At 51.7% G+C, this 18,237-nt stretch carries 19 protein-coding genes; 10 read left to right on the plus strand and 9 right to left on the minus strand.

The genetic code is table 11. The annotated features are described in order from the left end of the window. Positions 1-22 precede the first annotated feature (22 nt). The 5 genes from surA to KU854_RS13305 are packed head-to-tail and all read left to right on the plus strand — an operon-like array spanning position 23 to position 4,349. Complete coding sequence (gene surA, locus KU854_RS13285; protein WP_218358993.1) at positions 23-1,321, plus strand: peptidylprolyl isomerase SurA; 1,299 nt, start codon at positions 23-25, stop codon at positions 1,319-1,321. After that, entirely contained in the window at positions 1,308-2,303 is a 996-nt protein-coding gene (gene pdxA / locus KU854_RS13290) for a 4-hydroxythreonine-4-phosphate dehydrogenase PdxA (protein WP_218358994.1), read from the plus strand. Before surA ends, pdxA begins: the two co-directional genes overlap by 14 nt. After that, entirely contained in the window at positions 2,300-3,109 is an 810-nt protein-coding gene (gene rsmA / locus KU854_RS13295) for a 16S rRNA (adenine(1518)-N(6)/adenine(1519)-N(6))-dimethyltransferase RsmA (RefSeq protein ID WP_218358995.1), read from the plus strand. Before pdxA ends, rsmA begins: the two co-directional genes overlap by 4 nt. 20 nt (positions 3,110-3,129) lie before the next feature. Further along, on the plus strand, positions 3,130-3,504 hold the full coding sequence (apaG, locus tag KU854_RS13300) for a Co2+/Mg2+ efflux protein ApaG (protein ID WP_218358996.1): 375 nt from the start codon (positions 3,130-3,132) through the stop codon (positions 3,502-3,504). A gap of 8 nt (positions 3,505-3,512) precedes the next feature. Continuing rightward, positions 3,513-4,349, plus strand: a complete 837-nt coding sequence (locus tag KU854_RS13305; RefSeq protein ID WP_218358997.1) for a symmetrical bis(5'-nucleosyl)-tetraphosphatase — start codon at positions 3,513-3,515, stop codon at positions 4,347-4,349. On the opposite strand, the gene folA is transcribed toward KU854_RS13305, so the two are convergent. The 6 genes from folA to rplU all read right to left on the minus strand — a co-directional run bounded on the left by folA (position 4,350) and on the right by rplU (position 8,357). Then, positions 4,350-4,832: a type 3 dihydrofolate reductase gene (gene folA / locus KU854_RS13310; protein ID WP_218358998.1), complete on the minus strand. Its 483-nt coding sequence runs from the start codon at positions 4,830-4,832 to the stop codon at positions 4,350-4,352. It lies immediately after the preceding gene. A gap of 50 nt (positions 4,833-4,882) precedes the next feature. Then, entirely contained in the window at positions 4,883-5,347 is a 465-nt protein-coding gene (locus KU854_RS13315; protein ID WP_218358999.1) for a threonine/serine exporter family protein, read from the minus strand. Further along, positions 5,344-6,111, minus strand: a complete 768-nt coding sequence (locus KU854_RS13320; protein ID WP_218359093.1) for a threonine/serine exporter family protein — start codon at positions 6,109-6,111, stop codon at positions 5,344-5,346. Before KU854_RS13320 ends, KU854_RS13315 begins: the two co-directional genes overlap by 4 nt. Positions 6,112-6,245: 134 nt before the next feature. Next, entirely contained in the window at positions 6,246-7,418 is a 1,173-nt protein-coding gene (cgtA, locus tag KU854_RS13325) for an Obg family GTPase CgtA (protein ID WP_054779550.1), read from the minus strand. 352 nt (positions 7,419-7,770) lie between these two features. Continuing rightward, positions 7,771-8,028 carry a 50S ribosomal protein L27 gene (rpmA, locus tag KU854_RS13330; protein ID WP_002536479.1) on the minus strand — a complete coding sequence of 86 codons (258 nt, stop codon included), beginning with the start codon at positions 8,026-8,028 and terminating at the stop codon, positions 7,771-7,773. Between the two features lie 17 nt (positions 8,029-8,045). Further along, entirely contained in the window at positions 8,046-8,357 is a 312-nt protein-coding gene (gene rplU / locus KU854_RS13335) for a 50S ribosomal protein L21 (RefSeq protein WP_005504089.1), read from the minus strand. Positions 8,358-8,626: 269 nt separating this feature from the next. On the opposite strand from rplU, the gene ispB reads away from it, so the two are divergent. After that, the gene (gene ispB, locus KU854_RS13340) at positions 8,627-9,598 is read left to right on the plus strand and encodes an octaprenyl diphosphate synthase (protein ID WP_218359000.1); all 972 of its coding nucleotides are present in this window, start codon (positions 8,627-8,629) and stop codon (positions 9,596-9,598) included. A 64-nt stretch (positions 9,599-9,662) separates the two neighbouring features. On the opposite strand, the gene mdh is transcribed toward ispB, so the two are convergent. Beyond that, positions 9,663-10,598, minus strand: a complete 936-nt coding sequence (gene mdh / locus KU854_RS13345; RefSeq protein ID WP_218359001.1) for a malate dehydrogenase — start codon at positions 10,596-10,598, stop codon at positions 9,663-9,665. A 308-nt stretch (positions 10,599-10,906) separates the two neighbouring features. On the opposite strand from mdh, the gene argR reads away from it, so the two are divergent. The 3 genes from argR to KU854_RS13360 all read left to right on the plus strand — a co-directional run bounded on the left by argR (position 10,907) and on the right by KU854_RS13360 (position 14,837). Then, positions 10,907-11,377, plus strand: a complete 471-nt coding sequence (gene argR / locus KU854_RS13350) for a transcriptional regulator ArgR (RefSeq protein ID WP_218359002.1) — start codon at positions 10,907-10,909, stop codon at positions 11,375-11,377. Positions 11,378-11,778: 401 nt separating this feature from the next. Then, positions 11,779-14,349, plus strand: coding sequence for a TRAP transporter permease (locus tag KU854_RS13355; protein ID WP_218359003.1), 2,571 nt, complete (start codon positions 11,779-11,781; stop codon positions 14,347-14,349). Positions 14,350-14,399: 50 nt separating this feature from the next. Then, positions 14,400-14,837 (plus strand): universal stress protein, encoded by a 438-nt coding sequence (locus KU854_RS13360; protein WP_218359004.1) that lies wholly within the window; start codon positions 14,400-14,402, stop codon positions 14,835-14,837. Positions 14,838-14,886: 49 nt separating this feature from the next. Here the strand turns inward: KU854_RS13360 and KU854_RS13365 are convergent, their stop codons facing one another. Continuing rightward, a complete protein-coding gene (locus tag KU854_RS13365) occupies positions 14,887-15,522 on the minus strand; it encodes a flavin prenyltransferase UbiX (protein WP_218359005.1) in 636 nt (211 codons plus the stop codon). Between the two features lie 7 nt (positions 15,523-15,529). Next, positions 15,530-16,888 carry a UDP-N-acetylmuramate:L-alanyl-gamma-D-glutamyl-meso-diaminopimelate ligase gene (mpl, locus tag KU854_RS13370; protein WP_218359006.1) on the minus strand — a complete coding sequence of 453 codons (1,359 nt, stop codon included), beginning with the start codon at positions 16,886-16,888 and terminating at the stop codon, positions 15,530-15,532. Positions 16,889-17,201: 313 nt separating this feature from the next. Between mpl and fbp the strand changes: the two genes are divergently transcribed. After that, a complete protein-coding gene (fbp, locus tag KU854_RS13375) occupies positions 17,202-18,209 on the plus strand; it encodes a class 1 fructose-bisphosphatase (protein ID WP_218359094.1) in 1,008 nt (335 codons plus the stop codon). Positions 18,210-18,237 lie beyond the last annotated feature (28 nt).

The following is an 18,237-nucleotide window of genomic DNA, read 5'->3' on the forward strand; positions in this document are numbered from 1 at the left end:
TTTTGAGATTTTGGAACAGCAAATGAAAAAATGGACGAAAGCTTTACTGGCCGCAGCAATCTCAGCCAGTTCGATCTCTGTATCAGCGGCACCAGCCGAACTGGATCGCGTCATCACAGTCGTCAATGAGGGTGTGATCCTTTCCAGCGATATCGACGCGTTGAAAAAGACCGTTGCGCTGAATGCCAGCAAAGAAAACCTGCCGCCGCAGGATGTGCTGGAAAAACAGATTCTTGACCAGCTCATTATGGAAGAATTGCAACTCCAGGAAGCACAACGCCTCGGTATTCGCATTGACGACACCCGACTTGAACAAGCGATTGCCGGCATTGCCAAAGAGAGAAACCTGACGGTGGATTCACTGCGCGAAGAACTTAAGCGCAACGGTATCTCATGGTCTGAATACCGTGATCAAATCCGCCGTGAGATGACCATCAGCGAAGCCCGTAATGCGCAGGTACGACGCCGTATCAGCATTCTTCCTCAGGAAGTGGAGTCTCTGGCAGAGCAACTCAATGCCAAAAACCTGGAAAACGTTGAATACCATATCAGTCATATCCAGCTTCGTCTGGATGAAGACGCGCAGAAAACAGAACGCGATGCTGTTGCCGCAAAAGCAAAAGAGTTAGTCACTGAACTGAACAGTGGCCGCGATTTTGCCGCATTGGCACTGGCAAACTCAAAAGGCCCGAAAGCCTTGAATGGTGGTGACTGGGGCTGGATGCGTCTGGAAGAGATGCCAACCATCTTTGCTGACCAAATCAAAAATAACGGTAAAGGCGCGATCATTGGCCCATTCCGTAGTGGCGTGGGTTATCACATCCTTAAAATTGATGATGTGAAAGGGCTGGAATCAGTCGCCGTCACTGAAGTTAAAGCGCGCCATATCCTGATCAAGCCTTCCATTGTACTGAGTGACGACGGCGCGAAACGCCAGCTCAACCGTATGCTGGAACAGATCCAAAACGGCGACAAGACTTTTGAAGAATTGGCAAAACAATACAGCGCCGATCCTGGTTCAGCGGTAAAAGGCGGAGACCTCGGCTGGCAAACAACTGAATTGTATGTTCCCGAGTTTAAAGACAAAGTCGACAACCTGCCTGAAGGTGAGATCAGCGAGCCGTTTAAAACCGTACATGGCTGGCACATTGTTGAAGTACTGGATCGTCGCCAGGCAGACCGTACTGATGCCGCGATGAAAAACCGCGCTTACCGTATGTTGTTGAACCGCAAATTCAACGAAGAAGCGCAAGCCTGGCTGCAGGAGCTCCGCGCGGGTGCCTATGTCGAGCAGGTGGGTAATCTAGATGAAAACAGCTAATCCAAAACGCATTGCCGTCACTCCCGGCGAGCCTGCCGGTGTAGGCCCAGATCTCGTGCTGGCAATGGCTCACGAACAATGGCCACACCAGCTGGTTATTTGTGGCAGTAAAACTCTGTTGGCCGAGCGTGCCAAACAACTCGGTATTGATGTCCGGTTTGAAGATTACAATCCGGATGAGGCACCGAAAGCCCATCAGCCAGGTGTTTTGATCGTTTGTGATGAGCCACTGGCCGCACCTGTGGTTGCAGGACAGCTTAATGAGGCCAACGGTCACTATGTGCTCAACACCCTGACCCGTGCCGCTGAAGGCAATATGCAGGGTGAGTTCGCTGCTGTGGTAACAGGCCCCGTCCACAAGGGTGTGATTAACCGTGCCGGCGTCTCTTTCAGCGGCCACACAGAGTTTTTCCAGCATCATGCCAATGTTCAGCAAGTTGTGATGATGCTGGCCACTGAAGGTCTACGCGTGGCATTAGTGACCACTCACATCCCTCTGGCGTATGTGGCAAAAGCCATTACCGAAGAGCGCCTGTTTCAGGTGATTGAAATTTTGCATGCCGACCTGAAATCAAAGTTCGGTATCGCCAATCCCACCATCTATGTATGTGGCCTCAATCCGCATGCCGGTGAAGATGGCTGCCTGGGACGCGAAGAAATCGACATCATTGAGCCTGCGCTGGACAAACTTCGCGAACAGGGTATGAATCTCGTTGGTCCATTGCCGGCAGATACGCTATTTCAAGACAAATACCTGAAAGATGCCGATGCTGTTTTGGCGATGTATCACGATCAGGGTTTGCCTGTGTTAAAATTCAAAGGATTTGGCAAGTCAGTCAACATTACGCTTGGCCTGCCTTTTATCCGAACTTCAGTAGATCATGGTACCGCATTGGATTTAGCAGGTACCGGAACGGCGGACACTGGAAGCCTGCGGACAGCGCTATCCCACGCCCTCGAATTAGTAGATAAGAAAGCATGAGCGACAAAGTCCATCTGGGTCACCGCGCCCGTAAGCGTTTTGGCCAGAACTTCCTGAACGACCCGTACATCATCGACGGCATTGTTTCCGCCATTAACCCACAGCCGGGTGAAAACCTGGTGGAAATCGGCCCAGGCCTTGGCGCACTGACAGAGCCTGTTGCCCGTGAAGTCGACAAAATGAGCGTGGTTGAACTTGACCGCGATCTGGCTGAGCGTCTGCGCCACCACCCGGAATTGGCCAGCAAACTGACCATTTATGAAGGTGATGCCATGAAGTTTGACTTCGCATCGCTGTCATCAGAAGAACATCCACTGCGTATTTTCGGCAACCTGCCGTACAACGTCTCTACGCCACTGATGTTCCACCTGTTCACGTTTGCAGGCAAAGTGAAAGACATGCACTTTATGCTGCAAAAAGAGGTGGTAAACCGACTGGCTGCGGGCCCTAACAGCAAAGCCTATGGCCGACTGACTGTCATGGCGCAATACTACTGCAAAGTGGTTCCTGTACTGGAAGTGCCACCAAGTGCATTCAAACCTGCACCGAAAGTGGACTCAGCAGTCGTACGCCTTATCCCACACAAAGAACTGCCGCACCCAACCACCAGCTTGAAGTGGCTGGAGCGTGTGTGTCGTGAAGGCTTCAACCAACGCCGTAAAACTGTGCGTAACTGCTACAAATCACTGGTTGATGCTGAGACTCTGGAATCGTTGGGCATCAACCCACAAGCACGTCCGGAAAGCCTGACGCTGGCACAATTCGTCGCGCTGGCAAACTGGATGGATGCCAACCAAAACGCATAATTGCAGGGAATCTATCAGGGATGATAAACAATAATTTTTCGGTTCGGGTTGTGACGCATTTTGTTGAAGAGCAATCCGAGCCGGATAACCAACGTTATGTGTTTTCCTACACCATCACGGTTGAAAATCTGGGTGAAGAACAAGCCCAGTTACTTCGCCGCAAATGGCTGGTTACCGATGCCAACGGCAAAAAGCTGGTCATTGAAGGCGAAGGCGTGGTGGGTGAACAGCCCGTGATTAAAGCTGGCGATGAATATACCTACACCAGTGGTACAGTTCTGGAAACGCCTGTCGGCGCGATGCAGGGCTTCTATACCATGGTGGACGCAAACGACAACGAGTTTGACATCGAAGTCTCACCGTTTCGCCTCGCTATTCCCAATATCCTCCACTAGGAACGTTTGTGGCTACTTACCTTGTCGGTGACATACAGGGGTGCTTTACCGATCTTATCGCCCTGTTAGAAGACGTTGATTTTGACCGCCAGCGCGATCACCTCTATATCGCCGGCGATCTTGTCGCCCGCGGCCCGGACTCACTCTCTGTCCTGCGCTTTGTTAAATTACTGGGTGCTCACGGGCATACCGTGCTGGGTAACCATGATCTACATCTTCTCGCTGTGTCTGAAGGGATCATGAAACCCAAAGCCAAGGACAAAACCCTGCCAATCCTTGAAGCGGAAGACAGGGAAGAGTTGCTCCACTGGCTACGCCAGCAGCCCCTTTTGCTGCATGTTGAAAAGTCCAATACCACCCATTCGGGTTTTGTCATGAGCCATGCGGGTATTTCACCAGATTGGGACTTGGCCACCGCAAAGTCCTGCGCCTCGGAAGTTGAGTCCGTATTACGCAGTGACAGATACCAATGGCTACTGGAAAAGATGTACGCCAATGAGCCTGCGATGTGGTCTGAGTCCTTATCGGGCATTGAGCGATACCGTTATACGATCAATGCGCTGACCCGCATGCGTTACTGCACGCCGGACGGCCGTTTGGATATGGCCTGTAAACTGCCACCCCATCAAATCAATGATGGCTCCCTTATCCCATGGTTTGAGATGCCAAACCGCCAACCCATCGCACCAATGCAAGTATTTGGGCATTGGGCAGCTCTGGGCGGTGTGATGAAAAACAATGTATTGGGACTCGACACTGGCTGTGTCTGGGGCGGAGCAATGACCATGATGCGGTGGGAAGACGGGCAAGTATTTTCACGTCCCTGCCCGGTACATGCTGGCTGATCAGTGACGCTCTAACACCACAAAATCCATGTCATAGCGGTTTTTCTCATCTGCCTGATAGTGTTCGCTATGCGTGATCAACCAGCCTTCGCCCCAATCAGGAAAACAGGTATCACCGTCAATCTCGGCATCAATGTGCGTGATATAAAGGCGGTTTGCGCGGGGCAGACAAGCAGCATAGATGGTACCGCCACCGATGATCACAGCTTCCTCAACACCTTCCACCAGTGCTAATGCTGCATCAATGCTGGTCACGCTTTCAACGCCCTCTGCGCACCAGTCAGCGTCACGGCTGACAACAATATTGCGGCGACCAGGCAGCGGGCGGCCGATAGATTCATAGGTTTTACGTCCCATGATCACCGGTTTGCCCAAAGTATTTTGCTTAAACCAAGCGAAATCAGCCGGCAAATGCCATGGCATAGCGTTGTCCTTGCCTATCACCCGTCCCTTTGCCATGGCGGCAATCATACTGATCTTCATCCGGTTACTCTTTATCTGTTAAACACATATCTTTGCAATGAAGCGCCATGCTACACCACAGGTTTTCGCCGGTAAAACAAAAGCCCCGGCATCGCAAGGCCAATCGCCAACGCAGCAATGACAAATAACGCCTTACTGCCATTGTTGATCAAAGTCGCCAACAATGCGTCACTGAACCCCAGGCTGTTCATTTCCACCAACGCGATCATGGCCTTGAAAGCGAATACGCCCGGCACCATGGGGATAATTGCAGCCACTGTGAACACCTTGGGGTGTGCCAGCAGACGCTGCGACCAATACACGCCAATCATGCCGACCAGCGTCGCCCCGAACAGACTTGCCCATTCAATCGATACACCATAGTGCATCAGCAAAAAGCGGCTACCGTGCCCAAGGGCGCCCAAAATGGCACAGTATTTGAGTGCTTTGACCGGCACATTGAACACCAGACCGAATCCGATCGCAGGGATCGCCGCAAAAAACATGTCATGCAATAGCGCAAACATAAGGCTCATAACCACCCCCAGATACCGGTCAGGTTCATTGCCGCGACAATACCAAGACAGGTTGCCAACGACAGCAAACTCGCCATGACCCAACGGGCGATGCCCATATTCACATACCCTTTCACCATGTCAGAAACGGCATTGATGAGCGGGAAACCCGGTACCAACATCAATACCGAGGATGCCATCGCCAGATAGGGCTGGTTACCGATTTCCTGCATTGCCCCAAAGCTGGAGATCAAGGTGGTGACAAACGCGGTAATACCAAAATTCACTAAGGGATTGAAATGGCGGTGAGCCACCTCCTGGCGTACCAGCATGCCGAAAAAGGAAGCGACAAAGGTGATAAAAAATACAGGAAAATCACCGCCAGCGAGGCGGCTGAAACTGGCACAGGAGAGGCCAACCATTACCGCCACCAGCCAGCGGTTATAGCGATCCGGTGAGAGTCGCGCCAAACGTTTTTTTACGCTGTGGCGATCCAGCAATGCCTTTTCTGTCATGATCAGAATGCGCTGGATCTCCGTGATCACCCGCATGTTGATCCCGCGATCCGGGCAACGCCTTGCGGTAGTAATACAGTGCTGATGGGTAATGGTGGTGATCACCATGGAACTGGCTGACAATGAGATCTCGACACTGTCCAGCCCAAGGGCAACCCCAAGGCGACAACAGATATCGCTGACAAGCTTACTTTCCGCGCCATGTTGCAGCAGCATTTGCCCAACCTGACTGACAATCCTGGATATATCGCGCTGAACCGGCTCACGCATAAATGGTATGTCTTGCAACCGTCTTTCCTCCCTGAAACACACCGCTTCCTGTTTTTACGCCACCTTGAGCCACTTTACTTTGATTTGGACGAAAAAAAACCGCCTTTGCGAGGCGGTTTTTTATTTGTCTGTCATTACGGACGGTAGATGATCTCGACGTCGTAGTCGTCTTCGTTCCAATCATCCCAGTCATCATCGTCGTCATCGAACTTGGACTGTTTCTTGATTTCCTGCTCGTGGTAATCGTCCCATTTGAACTCGACCTTGGCTTCTTCAGGTTCTTCTTGCTCAAGCTGTGCAGGCAGCGAGTCGATGAATTCCATCAGATCGTAAGTCAGTTGCTGGGTATTACCTTTGTTGATAGCAGAAATTGCGTAATACGGTTCATCCCATGCCAGCGCTTCCAGCACACGTTCGATCTGCGCTTCAGCGTCTTCTTCGCTCATCAGATCGAGCTTGTTGAAGACGATCCAGCGAGGTTTGTCAGCCAGTTTATCGCTGTAACGCTGAAGCTCTTCGATGATCGTGAAGGCATTGTCCACCGGATCAGAACCATCAACAGGCATCAGATCGATCATGTGGAGCAGCACGCGGCAACGCTCAAGGTGTTTCAGGAAGCGAATACCCAGACCCGCACCTTCGGCCGCACCTTCAATCAGGCCAGGAATGTCTGCGACAACGAAGCTCTTGTTGTCAGCAACACGCACCACGCCCAGGCTTGGCACCAACGTCGTAAACGGATAGTCCGCCACTTTCGGTTTTGCCGCAGACACTGCACGGATGAAGGTCGATTTACCTGCGTTAGGCAGACCCAGCATACCCACGTCAGCCAGCAGCAGAAGCTCCAGACGCAGATGACGCAACTCACCCTTAGTACCCATCGACTTCTGGCGAGGAGCACGGTTTACAGACGATTTGAAACGGGTATTACCCAGACCGTGCCAGCCACCTTTGGCAACCATCACTTTCATACCGTGGTGAGTCAGATCCGCGATGATCTCGCCGGTATCTTCATCCACTGCTCGGGTACCCACAGGCACGTTTAGCACCAGATCGTCACCACGCTTACCGGTACAGTTACCGCCACGACCGTTTTCGCCTCGGCCAGCTGCATGGAAGCGTTCAAAGCGATAATCAATCAGCGTATTAAGGTTTTCATCCGCCAGCAGGTAGACGTCACCACCATCGCCGCCGTCACCACCGTCCGGGCCACCTTTAGGTACGTATTTTTCGCGACGGAAGCTTACGGTACCGTTACCGCCGTCTCCCGCTTCAACGCGGATCACCGCTTCATCTACAAATTTCATTTTTCCTCTCCATCCCCTGCACCACCTGCAAGCAGCAAGGTATTACGTGTCTTTGGGTTAACAATGGCGATTTATGCAGTCACATGACACTGAACATCTTTAACGATCTTAGGATCAAAAACCGTCAAAGGTTCACAATCAACGCCCAGATTGGTATGACGAATCGCTTCGTGACACCTGTGGCGCATACGTGACGCTTTCTACCTTTAGGTGGAAAAGCGCACCTGCTTGTGGCTGCGTTACCATGCTCTCGGTTGTTGTATAACTAAATCACATCAATCGAAAAGTCATTTGGGTATACAACAAAAAGCCCCGCCGTAAGGCAGGGCTTCAGAATCAGTATCGAGTGCTATTATTCAGCTTCGATGCTAACGAACTTACGGTTTTTAGGACCTTTAACTTCGAATTTCACTTTGCCATCAGACAGAGCGAACAGAGTGTGGTCTTTACCGCAGCCTACGTTAGTGCCCGCGTGGAACTTAGTACCACGTTGACGAACGATGATGTTACCTGCCAGAACAGATTCACCACCGAAGCGCTTAACACCCAGACGTTTGCTTTCTGAATCACGGCCGTTACGAGTAGAACCGCCAGCTTTTTTGTGTGCCATTTATCTCTTCTCCTAAATTAAGCGCTGATGCCAGTGATTTTGACTTCAGTGAACCACTGACGGTGGCCCATTTGCTTACGAGAATGCTTACGACGACGGAACTTAACGATTTTAACTTTGTCGCCACGACCGTGAGTAACTACTTCAGCAGTTACTTTACCGCCTGCTACGAACGGTGCACCAACGGTGATTTCTTCGCCGTTAGCTACCAGCAGAACAGAATCAAACTCAACAGTTGAGCCAGTTTCAACGTCTAGCTTTTCCAAGCGAATAGTTTGGCCTTCGCTCACACGGTGTTGTTTACCACCACTTTGGAAAACTGCGTACATGGTTTTCTCCGCATTTCCGCACAGCCTACTGCGTATAAAAAGTGTGCAGTGAGGGGTGCGCATTTAATTCATCAATAGGGCGCGAATTCTACGGTAAGAATCGCTTTCTGGCAAGGGGGTAATGAAAGAAAATTGGTGAAAAGCTGTTCACCATCTTTAAGCCCTTTTTTTGCCAACAATGTTACTGTGTCGAGCTTTGAATTTTAGTGTACTATCAACGCAAAAACGAGAGCTGCGAACAGCAATCTTCCCTTGGACCGGACGCATCAATGGATTTTAACACCATCCAAGCACTGACTGCCGATGACATGGCAAAAGTGGATACCAAAATACTCGCGCAACTGAATTCTGACGTCGCCCTGATCAACCAGCTGGGCTTTTACATAGTCAGTGGTGGCGGCAAACGCTTGCGCCCTATTCTGGCGGTATTGTCAGCCAAAGCGCTGAACTATCAGGGCGAAGGTCATATCACGGCCGCTGCGTTTATCGAATTCATTCACACGGCAACACTGCTGCATGATGACGTCGTCGATGAATCTGACCTGCGTCGGGGCAAAGCCACTGCCAATGCCATGTTTGGAAATGCAGCAAGTGTCTTGGTCGGCGATTACATCTACACCCGCTCCTTCCAAATGATGACCGAGCTTCGATCGTTAAGGATCCTTGATCTGATGAGCGAAGCCACCAATGTGATCGCGGAAGGCGAAGTGCTGCAGCTGATGAACTGCAACGATCCCGACACCACCGAAGAAAGCTACATGCAGGTGATCTACTCTAAAACTGCACGTCTTTTTGAAGCGGCGACCCAGATCGGCGCGATCCTCGCGGATGCCAACGATGAAATTGAAACCGCGATGAAAGATTATGGCCGCTACCTCGGTACTGCCTTCCAGCTTATTGACGATGTGATGGATTACACCTCACAAGGTGATGAGATGGGCAAGAATACCGGCGATGATCTTGCCGAAGGCAAGCCTACCCTGCCACTGCTTCACGCGATGCAAAACGGGAATGACGCTCAGGCTGCCATGATCCGTGAAGCGATCGAACAGGGCAACGGCCTGGATAAGCTGGAGGCTATTTTGGCCTGTATGCAGGAAGTAGGATCATTGGAATACTCCCGCCTACGCGCAGAAGAAGAAGCGGACAAAGCCATTGCGGCGTTGGCACCGCTACCGGAATCTGACTACAAAGAAGCGCTCAAGGCGCTGGCACACATCGCTGTGCGCCGTAAGAAGTAGCAACGGGACAAGCAATACAGAAAAAGCGGCTGTTAAGCCGCTTTTTTGCTATCTGGCGAGGTGATTACTTCACAAATTCTTCGCCCAGTGCGATGTCTTTGCGCAGTGTGTCCAGCATGCTGTCCAGCGCATTTTGCTCGTACGCGCTCAGAGGGCCATGGTCGAGGATCTCTTCCACACCGTTTTTGCCCAAACGTACTGGCTGTGCGAAGAAACGCGCGTACTTGCCGTCGCCTTCCACATACGCACACTCAACCACATCTTGCTCACCTTGAGCAGCGCGTACCAGCGACAGACCAAAACGGCACGCCGCTTGACCCATAGACAGGGTTGCAGAACCGCCACCAGCTTTCGCTTCTACCACTTCCGTACCCGCATTTTGGATACGTGGTGTCAATGCAGCAACTTCTTCCTCAGTAAAGGTAACACCTTCAACCTGAGACAGCAGAGGCAGGATGGTCACGCCAGAGTGGCCACCGATCACAGGAACGCGCACTTGGCCTGGATCTTTGTCTTTCAGTTCCGCAACGAAGGTTTCAGAGCGGATGATATCCAGCGTAGTGACACCAAACAGACGGTTCTTATCGTAAACGCCTTTGGCTTTCAGCACTTCTGCCGCAATCGCAACCGTGGTGTTCACAGGGTTGGTGATAATACCGATCAGTGCTTTCGGGCACACATCTGCGATTTTTTCAGCCAGAGAACGAACGATCCCCGCGTTCACGTTGAACAGATCTGAACGATCCATGCCAGGCTTGCGTGCCACACCGGCAGAGATCAGAACCACGTCCGCACCTTCAAGTGCTGGTGTTGGATCCTCACCGCAGTAACCTTTAATTGATACCGGCGTTGGGATGTGGCTCAGATCAACAGCAACGCCCGGCGTAACCGGAGCGATGTCGTAAAGTGCCAGATCTGAACCCGCAGGCAGACGGTTTTTCAAAAGCAGGGCTAAAGCTTGACCAATGCCACCAGCGGCGCCAATCACAGCAACTTTCATTTCGTTCTCCTTATATACGATTATTGTTATTTCAGACCTTCTTTGATGCAGGACCTGTCAGCATTGAAGTGTTCTACATGACTGACACCCCAGCACGCATTACGATCCTGAATGCATGATACGTGCGTTCCGTCGGGTACGACAAGTTAATCAGCCTGAGGATAAGCCCCGCTTCTCATTTTTCCCGTCGAGGCATTCTGCCCCTGTTGAAAGGTGATAGGTGCGTCACTTTACCGCTGATTTTATTGCCCACGACTGAATCACTATGCAAGAATGCGCCATCCTGACACGGGGAAGAAATAAGAAATATGCGCAATTCAGATAAACAAGATCAGTTAGTGAAGGCATTTAAAGCCATCCTAAAAGAAGAGAAATTCAGCTCACAGGGTGAAATTGTAGATGCTCTGAAAGCGCAGGGCTTCGACAACATCAACCAGTCAAAAGTCTCCCGCATGCTGACCAAATTTGGCGCAGTGCGTACCCGCAATGCCAAAATGGAAATGGTCTACTGCCTGCCGGTTGAGCTTGGTGTCCCGACAACCAGCAGCCCGCTGAAAGAATTGGTGATGGACATCGATTACAACGATGCTCTGGTTGTGATCCACACAGGCCCAGGTGCTGCACAACTGATTGCCCGCCTGCTGGACTCACTGGGTAAGGCTGAAGGCATTTTGGGTGTTGTGGCCGGTGACGACACAATTTTCATCACCCCAACCCGCTCAACCACCACAGCACGCCTGTTTGACGCGGTGTGCGGACTGTTCGATTACAGCCGCTAAGCCCTTACCTTTCGTAATGCCACAACAGGCAGGCCGCTTTCCTAAGCAGCCTGCCTGTTTGTTTATCCAATTCCTGGAGCGTGGCACAAAATATCCTCTCATAATTAAGAGTTTCTGGTTTTTATCTTCTTATCGCCCACAAATCACAGCGAAAAACCATGACAAAAGGTTTCACCAGTTTTAAATTTTGGAAAATAATTTGTTATCATTCGCGATTGATACATCCAATTTTAACAAAATAAACCGAGTCTTAACGGACAACTATTCGCGACTTAGACCCTCAGAAGATGAAAATCAGGTGATACTTCGTACACCGCCCTACTTTATCCGCACAATGCGGATTGTTTACATCCGATGTCAGGTCTTTTTACACTTTTACTTGCCGATTAAAGGACAATGGCATGACGAAGACGACCGAGACACCGCAAGAAGCGCAGGACATTGTCGCTCAAGCGGACACCGGAGCCCGTGCTCCGTCTGGTATACCGGGTAAAATCCTTTGGTTTGTTCCACTATGCTGGTCTATTTTCCAGCTTTGGTATGCCTCTCCCTTTACCGTCGCGCTCAATGATACCGAAGCACGATCCATTCACTTGGCATTTGCCATCTTTCTGGCATTTACAGCCTACCCAGCCCTGAAAAGTTCACCGCGCGACCATATCCCCCTTCAGGATTGGTTGTTTGCTTTAGCCGGAAGCTTTGCCGCTGGCTACCTGTTCCTGTTTTATGCTGAATTGGCAGGACGCGCTGGTGCGCCAACTCAGATGGACATTATTGTCTCTGTTACGGGGATGATTTTGCTGCTTGAAGCCACACGGCGCGCGTTAGGTCCGCCGCTGATGGTGGTCGCACTGGTGTTTCTGGTGTACACCTTCGCCGGCCCCTACATGCCTGACGTGATTGCGCACAAAGGCGCCAGCTTGAACAAAACCATGTCCCACATGTGGCTGACAACGGAAGGTGTGTTCGGTGTTGCCCTGGGTGTATCTACCTCATTTGTTTTCCTGTTTGTGCTTTTTGGCGCTTTGCTGGATCGCGCAGGCGCAGGGGGCTACTTCATCAAAGTCGCTTTCTCATTGCTTGGTCATATGCGTGGTGGCCCTGCAAAGGCAGCGGTGGTAGCGTCAGGCCTTTCAGGATTGATTTCAGGCTCTTCCATTGCAAACGTGGTCACTACTGGGGTGTTCACCATTCCCCTGATGAAGCGAGTTGGTTTCCCCGGCACCAAAGCGGGCGCCGTTGAAGTAGCTGCGTCCACTAACGGTCAGTTGACCCCGCCTATTATGGGTGCAGCAGCTTTCCTGATGGTGGAATACGTGGGCATTCCTTATATCGAAGTGATTAAAGCAGCGATCCTGCCAGCGCTCATTTCCTATATCGCCCTCATCTATATTGTCCACCTGGAAGCGTGTAAGGCTGGGATGACTGGGCTTCCCCGTCGTCACACCTCGACTTTCCTGCAGTCTCTGATGAGCTTTGTAGTCATTGTGATTGGTATTTGTGTACTCAGCCTGGCTGTTTACTATGGTATTGGCTGGACCAAAGATGTGTTTGGCGCTGCAGCAAGCCCAATCATTGCAGTCGCCATCTTTATTGCCTATGTCGCATTGGTCCGTTATTCGGCGCAGTACAAAAAAGAAGCGGTAGAAGATCCCGCTGACACAGACCTTTCAGAGTTACCAGACCCAGGTCCAACCGCGCGCTCAGGTCTCTACTACCTACTGCCGATTGTGGTCTTGGTTTGGTGTCTGATGGTTGAGCGCTTCTCACCGGGGCTGTCCGCATTCTGGGCAACCTTGTTTATGATGTTCATTGTCATCACTCAGCGCCCGCTGTTTGCTTTCTTCCATGGTGAATCGAATTTCGGCGAAGAAATCAAAAATGGTTTCGTCGACTTGGCTGAAGGCTTCGTTGCTGGCGCGCGTAACATGATTGGTATCGGTGTGGCGACGGCTGCTGCAGGTATCGTGGTGGGTGTAGTTACCCTGACCGGTATCGGCTTGGTGATGACAGATTTCGTTGAGTTCATCTCCGGCGGTAACATCATGCTGATGTTGCTGTTCACTGCCATCATCAGTTTGATTCTGGGTATGGGGTTGCCAACCACCGCAAATTACATCGTGGTATCCACCCTGATGGCCCCGGTAATCGTGACACTGGGCGCGCAGGAAGGCCTGATCATCCCATTGATTGCTGTGCATCTTTTCGTGTTTTACTTCGGTATTCTGGCGGATGATACCCCGCCAGTCGGTCTGGCAGCGTTTGCCGCCGCCGCGATTGCCAAGTCCGATCCGATCAAAACTGGTATTCAGGGTTTTACCTACGATATCCGTACCGCCATCCTGCCGTTTATGTTTATCTTCAACACCCAGTTGCTGTTGATGGACATTGAAGGCCCTGTGCATCTTCTGCTGACGATAGGTTCAGCCGTGATCGCCATGCTGGTGTTCTCTTCGGCGACACAAGGATGGTGGTTTACCCGAAATACATGGTGGGAAACGCTGCTTATGCTGCTGATCACATTCTCACTGTTCCGTCCCGGTTACTGGTGGGATCAGGTGTATCCACCCACCAATGATTACCCAGGCTCGTCTATCATTGAAGTGGCAGAAAAACTGCCAAATGGTCAAACGCTTAACCTACAGGTTCGCGGTGAAACCATTGACGGCGACTTGGTGACCAAGCATGTTCACCTGCCTATTGACTACAAAGAGGCGGAAGGCTTGGCGCGTGTCCTTTCAACCGGCTTGGAACTTCGCGATGAAGATGGCGCTCAGGTGGTTGATATGGTGCAGTGGGGAAGCCCAGCATCGGACGCCGGTATCGACTTTGACTGGGAGGTTGTTCAGGTAAGTACGCCAGCCGAGCGCCCAGCGAAAGAGTGGGTATTTGTGCCAACCCTGCTGCTGTTGGCTGCCATGGCGTGGAACCAACGCCGCCGTGCTAACAGAGAGAAACAACAAACCGCGTAAACAGCCCGGGGCGCAAGCCCTGGTCACTACCACCAAAGAGAGTAGACGACATGTATAAACACATTCTGGTCCCTGTTGATTTGAATGATGAAAGTTTCGCTGACAAAGCGGTTGAGCACGCGGTTTGGCTGTCAGGGCAAACAGGTGCTACCTTGCACCTTCTGACTGCCCTACCGGGTATTCATAATTCCATGGTGCAATCTTACTTCCCGGAAGATGCTGCACGGAAAATGAAGCAGGATGTGAAAAACAACCTCAAGGCATTTGCTGAGCGAATGGTGCCACACGGCGTGGCGTATGACATTTCGGTAGCGGAAGGTAAGCCTTACAAAGCGATCGTGAAAACGGCAGAAGCGCTGGGCTGTGATTTGATTGTCATGCCAAGCCACAAGCGATCAAAAGCCAATAAGCTCATCATTGGCTCTGTGGCATCCAAAGTCCTGGAGCAATCAAAAGTGAGCGTCCTGATCATGAAGCCCCAGGGCTAACCTTTAGGTTTCAGTTAAAAAAATGGGCGGTGTCATCACCGCCCATTTTTTATTTTGTATCACGCTGATCATAACCCCAGCGAGGCACCAGCACCTGCTCGATCCCCAGGTGATCAAGAATTCGCGCCACCATAAAGTCGACCAGATCCTCGATGGATGTCGGCTGGTGATAAAAACCCGGCGCAGCGGGCATAATGGTCACGCCCATTTGCGACAACTTAAGCATGTTCTCAAGGTGCAGGGTCGAAAACGGCGTTTCACGCACCACCAGCACCAGCTGGCCGCGCTCTTTGAGTACCACATCTGCTGCACGCTCAGCGAGATTGTCCGACATACCATGAGCAATCGCTGCCAGCGAACCGGCCGAGCAAGGACACACCACCATTTTCTTCGGCGCTGCAGAGCCTGAAGCTACCGGAGAGAACCAGTCTTCCTTGCCGCACACCACCAGTTTATCCGTGGGTGCATTCAGGTGTTCAACCAACGCGGCTTTCGCTGCATCCGGCCCTGACGGAAGCTTAAGGCCGTGTTCAGTTGCCAGCACCACACGCGCCGCAGAGGAAACCAGCAGAAACACTTCGTAGTCCGCCGCCAGCAGGCATTCCAGCAAACGCAGTCCATAAGGCGCACCCGAAGCACCGCTCCAGGCCAGTGTGATACGTTTGTCGTTGTCGCGATGTGCCATGCTGTCCCTATTTACCTTGTTCCAGTGCCGCTTTCAGTTTGTCATGAATACCGCCGAAACCGCCGTTACTCATCACCAGTATAACGTCATCTTCACGCGCTTCACCGGCAATACCTGCCACCAGCGCATCAATCTCATCATAGGTCTGTGCCGGCGCTTTACATGCCTGCGCCACCTCTTTGACTGACCATTTGATGTTGTCCGGCTGGAACAGCATGACCACATCCGCTGTGTCCAGAGACGGTGCAATATCATCTTTGTGCACGCCCAGTTTCATGGTGTTGGAACGAGGCTCCAGCACCGCCAGAATGCGGCGTTCACCCACTTTGGCGCGCAGTCCTTCCAGCGTGGTTTTGATCGCCGTCGGATGATGGGCAAAATCGTCGTAAACCGTCACACCGTTGAAATCACCTTTGTGCTCAAGACGGCGCTTGGTGTTAATAAAGCGTCCCAGCGCTTCACAGGCCAAATCCGGCGTCACGCCGACATGGCGCGCAGCAGCAATGGTCATCAGGGCGTTGCTGACGTTGTGATCCCCCACCAGCTCCCAGTTTACAGTACCCACCTTTTCACCATTGAACGACACGGCAAACACACTGCCATCAGCGGTTTGTTTATCCGCTTTCCAGATACCGTCTTCACCGGCAAATTCCAGTTCACTCCAGCAGCCCATTTTCAGGGTATCCGCCAGGTTAGCATCGCCCGACGGCGCAATGATGCGACCAATGCCCGGCACTGTGCGCACTAAATGATGGAACTGGCGCTTGATAGCATCCAGATCATCAAAGATATCGGCATGATCGAATTCGAGGTTATTGAGGATCAGTGTGCGCGGGTGGTAGTGAACAAACTTCGAACGCTTATCGAAAAAAGCACTGTCATATTCGTCGGCTTCCACCACGAAAAACATGGTTTCGCCTAGTCTCGCCGACACGCCGAAATTCCCCGGTACACCGCCAATCAAAAAGCCAGGCTGGTAGCCGCAATCTTCCAGCACCCATGCCAGCATACTGGCTGTGGTGGTTTTGCCATGAGTCCCTGCTACCGCCAGCACCCAGCGATCTTTGAGCAGGAAGTCCAGCAGCCACTGCGGGCCAGAAGTGTAATTGAGGTTATTGTTCAGTACGTATTCCACGCAAGGGTTGCCTCGGCTCATCGCATTGCCGATCACTACCAGATCCGGTGCGGGATCAAGCTGGGATGGGTCATAACCCTGAATGATCTCAATGCCTTGAGATTCCAGCAGCGTGCTCATTGGCGGGTAAACGTTGGCGTCACAACCGGTCACCTTGTGGCCGAGCTGTCTTGCCAGAATGGCTGCACCACCCATAAAGGTGCCGCAAATCCCTAAAATGTGAATATGCATAAGGTTCCGTCAGCTGTGAAACGTGACTTTTGTCGGAAGAAGGTGTTTTGCTCACACTTCCCGACATGTCCAAATTACTTCGATACGAATAAAAAGTTATGCGCTATAAACTTTGTAACAGGTTGATTTCCAGCGCGCGTAAATAGCGGACTTTTGCCCGCCCTAGCGTTGCTTGTCACCGTGGAGACAAAGTTATTTTTCCGGCACCGCCTGCTTGAATAAATCACCGGCGCCGCACCGCTTGCGACTTTGTTTTCCAGCATCTTACCCAAGAATTGAACCATAGACATCAAAAGGATCTGAAATGTCAGATATGCGTACCCTCGGCGAATTCATTGTTGAAAAGCAACATGAGTACCCGCACGCCAGCGGCGAGTTAAGCTCGTTGCTGTCCTCTATCCGCTTGGCTGCCAAAATCGTTAACCGCGAGATCAACAAAGCCGGACTGGCGGATATCACCGGTGCCTTTGGCAGCGAAAACGTTCAGGGAGAAGAACAACAAAAACTCGACGTTTACGCCAACGAGAAATTCAAAGCAGCCATGGCCGCCCGCGATCAGGTATGTGGTGTGGCCAGTGAAGAAGAAGACGAGGCCGTGATCTTTGACACTGAACTTGGTCACAACGCCAAGTACGTGATCTTGATGGATCCCCTCGATGGTTCATCCAACATTGATGTGAATGTCTCTGTCGGCACCATTTTTTCTATCTACCGCCGCGTGTCACCGATAGGCCAGCCCGCCACGATTGAAGACTTCCTCCAGCCAGGAAACCAGCAGGTCGCCGCCGGCTACATTATCTACGGCTCCTCCACCATGTTGGTTTACACCACAGGTAACGGCGTGCACGGTTTTACCTACGACCCATCCATCGGTGCGTTTTGCCTGTCACACGAAAACATGCGCATCCCGGAAGATGGCACCATTTATTCCATCAACGAAGGCAACTATATCCGCTTCCCTCTGGGGGTGAAAAAGTACATCAAGTACTGCCAGGAGAATGTGCCGGAAGAAAATCGCCCTTACACCTCGCGCTACATCGGCTCACTGGTGTCAGATTTTCACCGCAATATGCTGAAAGGCGGCATGTACCTCTACCCGAGCACTGCAGCATACCCAAGCGGTAAACTCCGCCTGCTTTACGAGTGCAACCCGATGGCCTTTATCATCGAGCAGGCCGGTGGGAAGGCTTCTGACGGTGCGCGTCGTATTATGGATATCAAACCTGTCGAGCTGCACCAGCGCGTGCCTTTCTTTGTCGGCTCAACCAACATGGTGAACAAGGTGGAAGAGTTCCTCGAAAACTTCCCCGACGAAGAGTAAGCCCTGCAACCCTGAAAAAGGAAAGCCC

This window comes from Enterovibrio paralichthyis, from assembly GCF_019209835.1.
GTDB classification, from domain to species: Bacteria; Pseudomonadota; Gammaproteobacteria; order Enterobacterales; family Vibrionaceae; genus Enterovibrio; species Enterovibrio paralichthyis.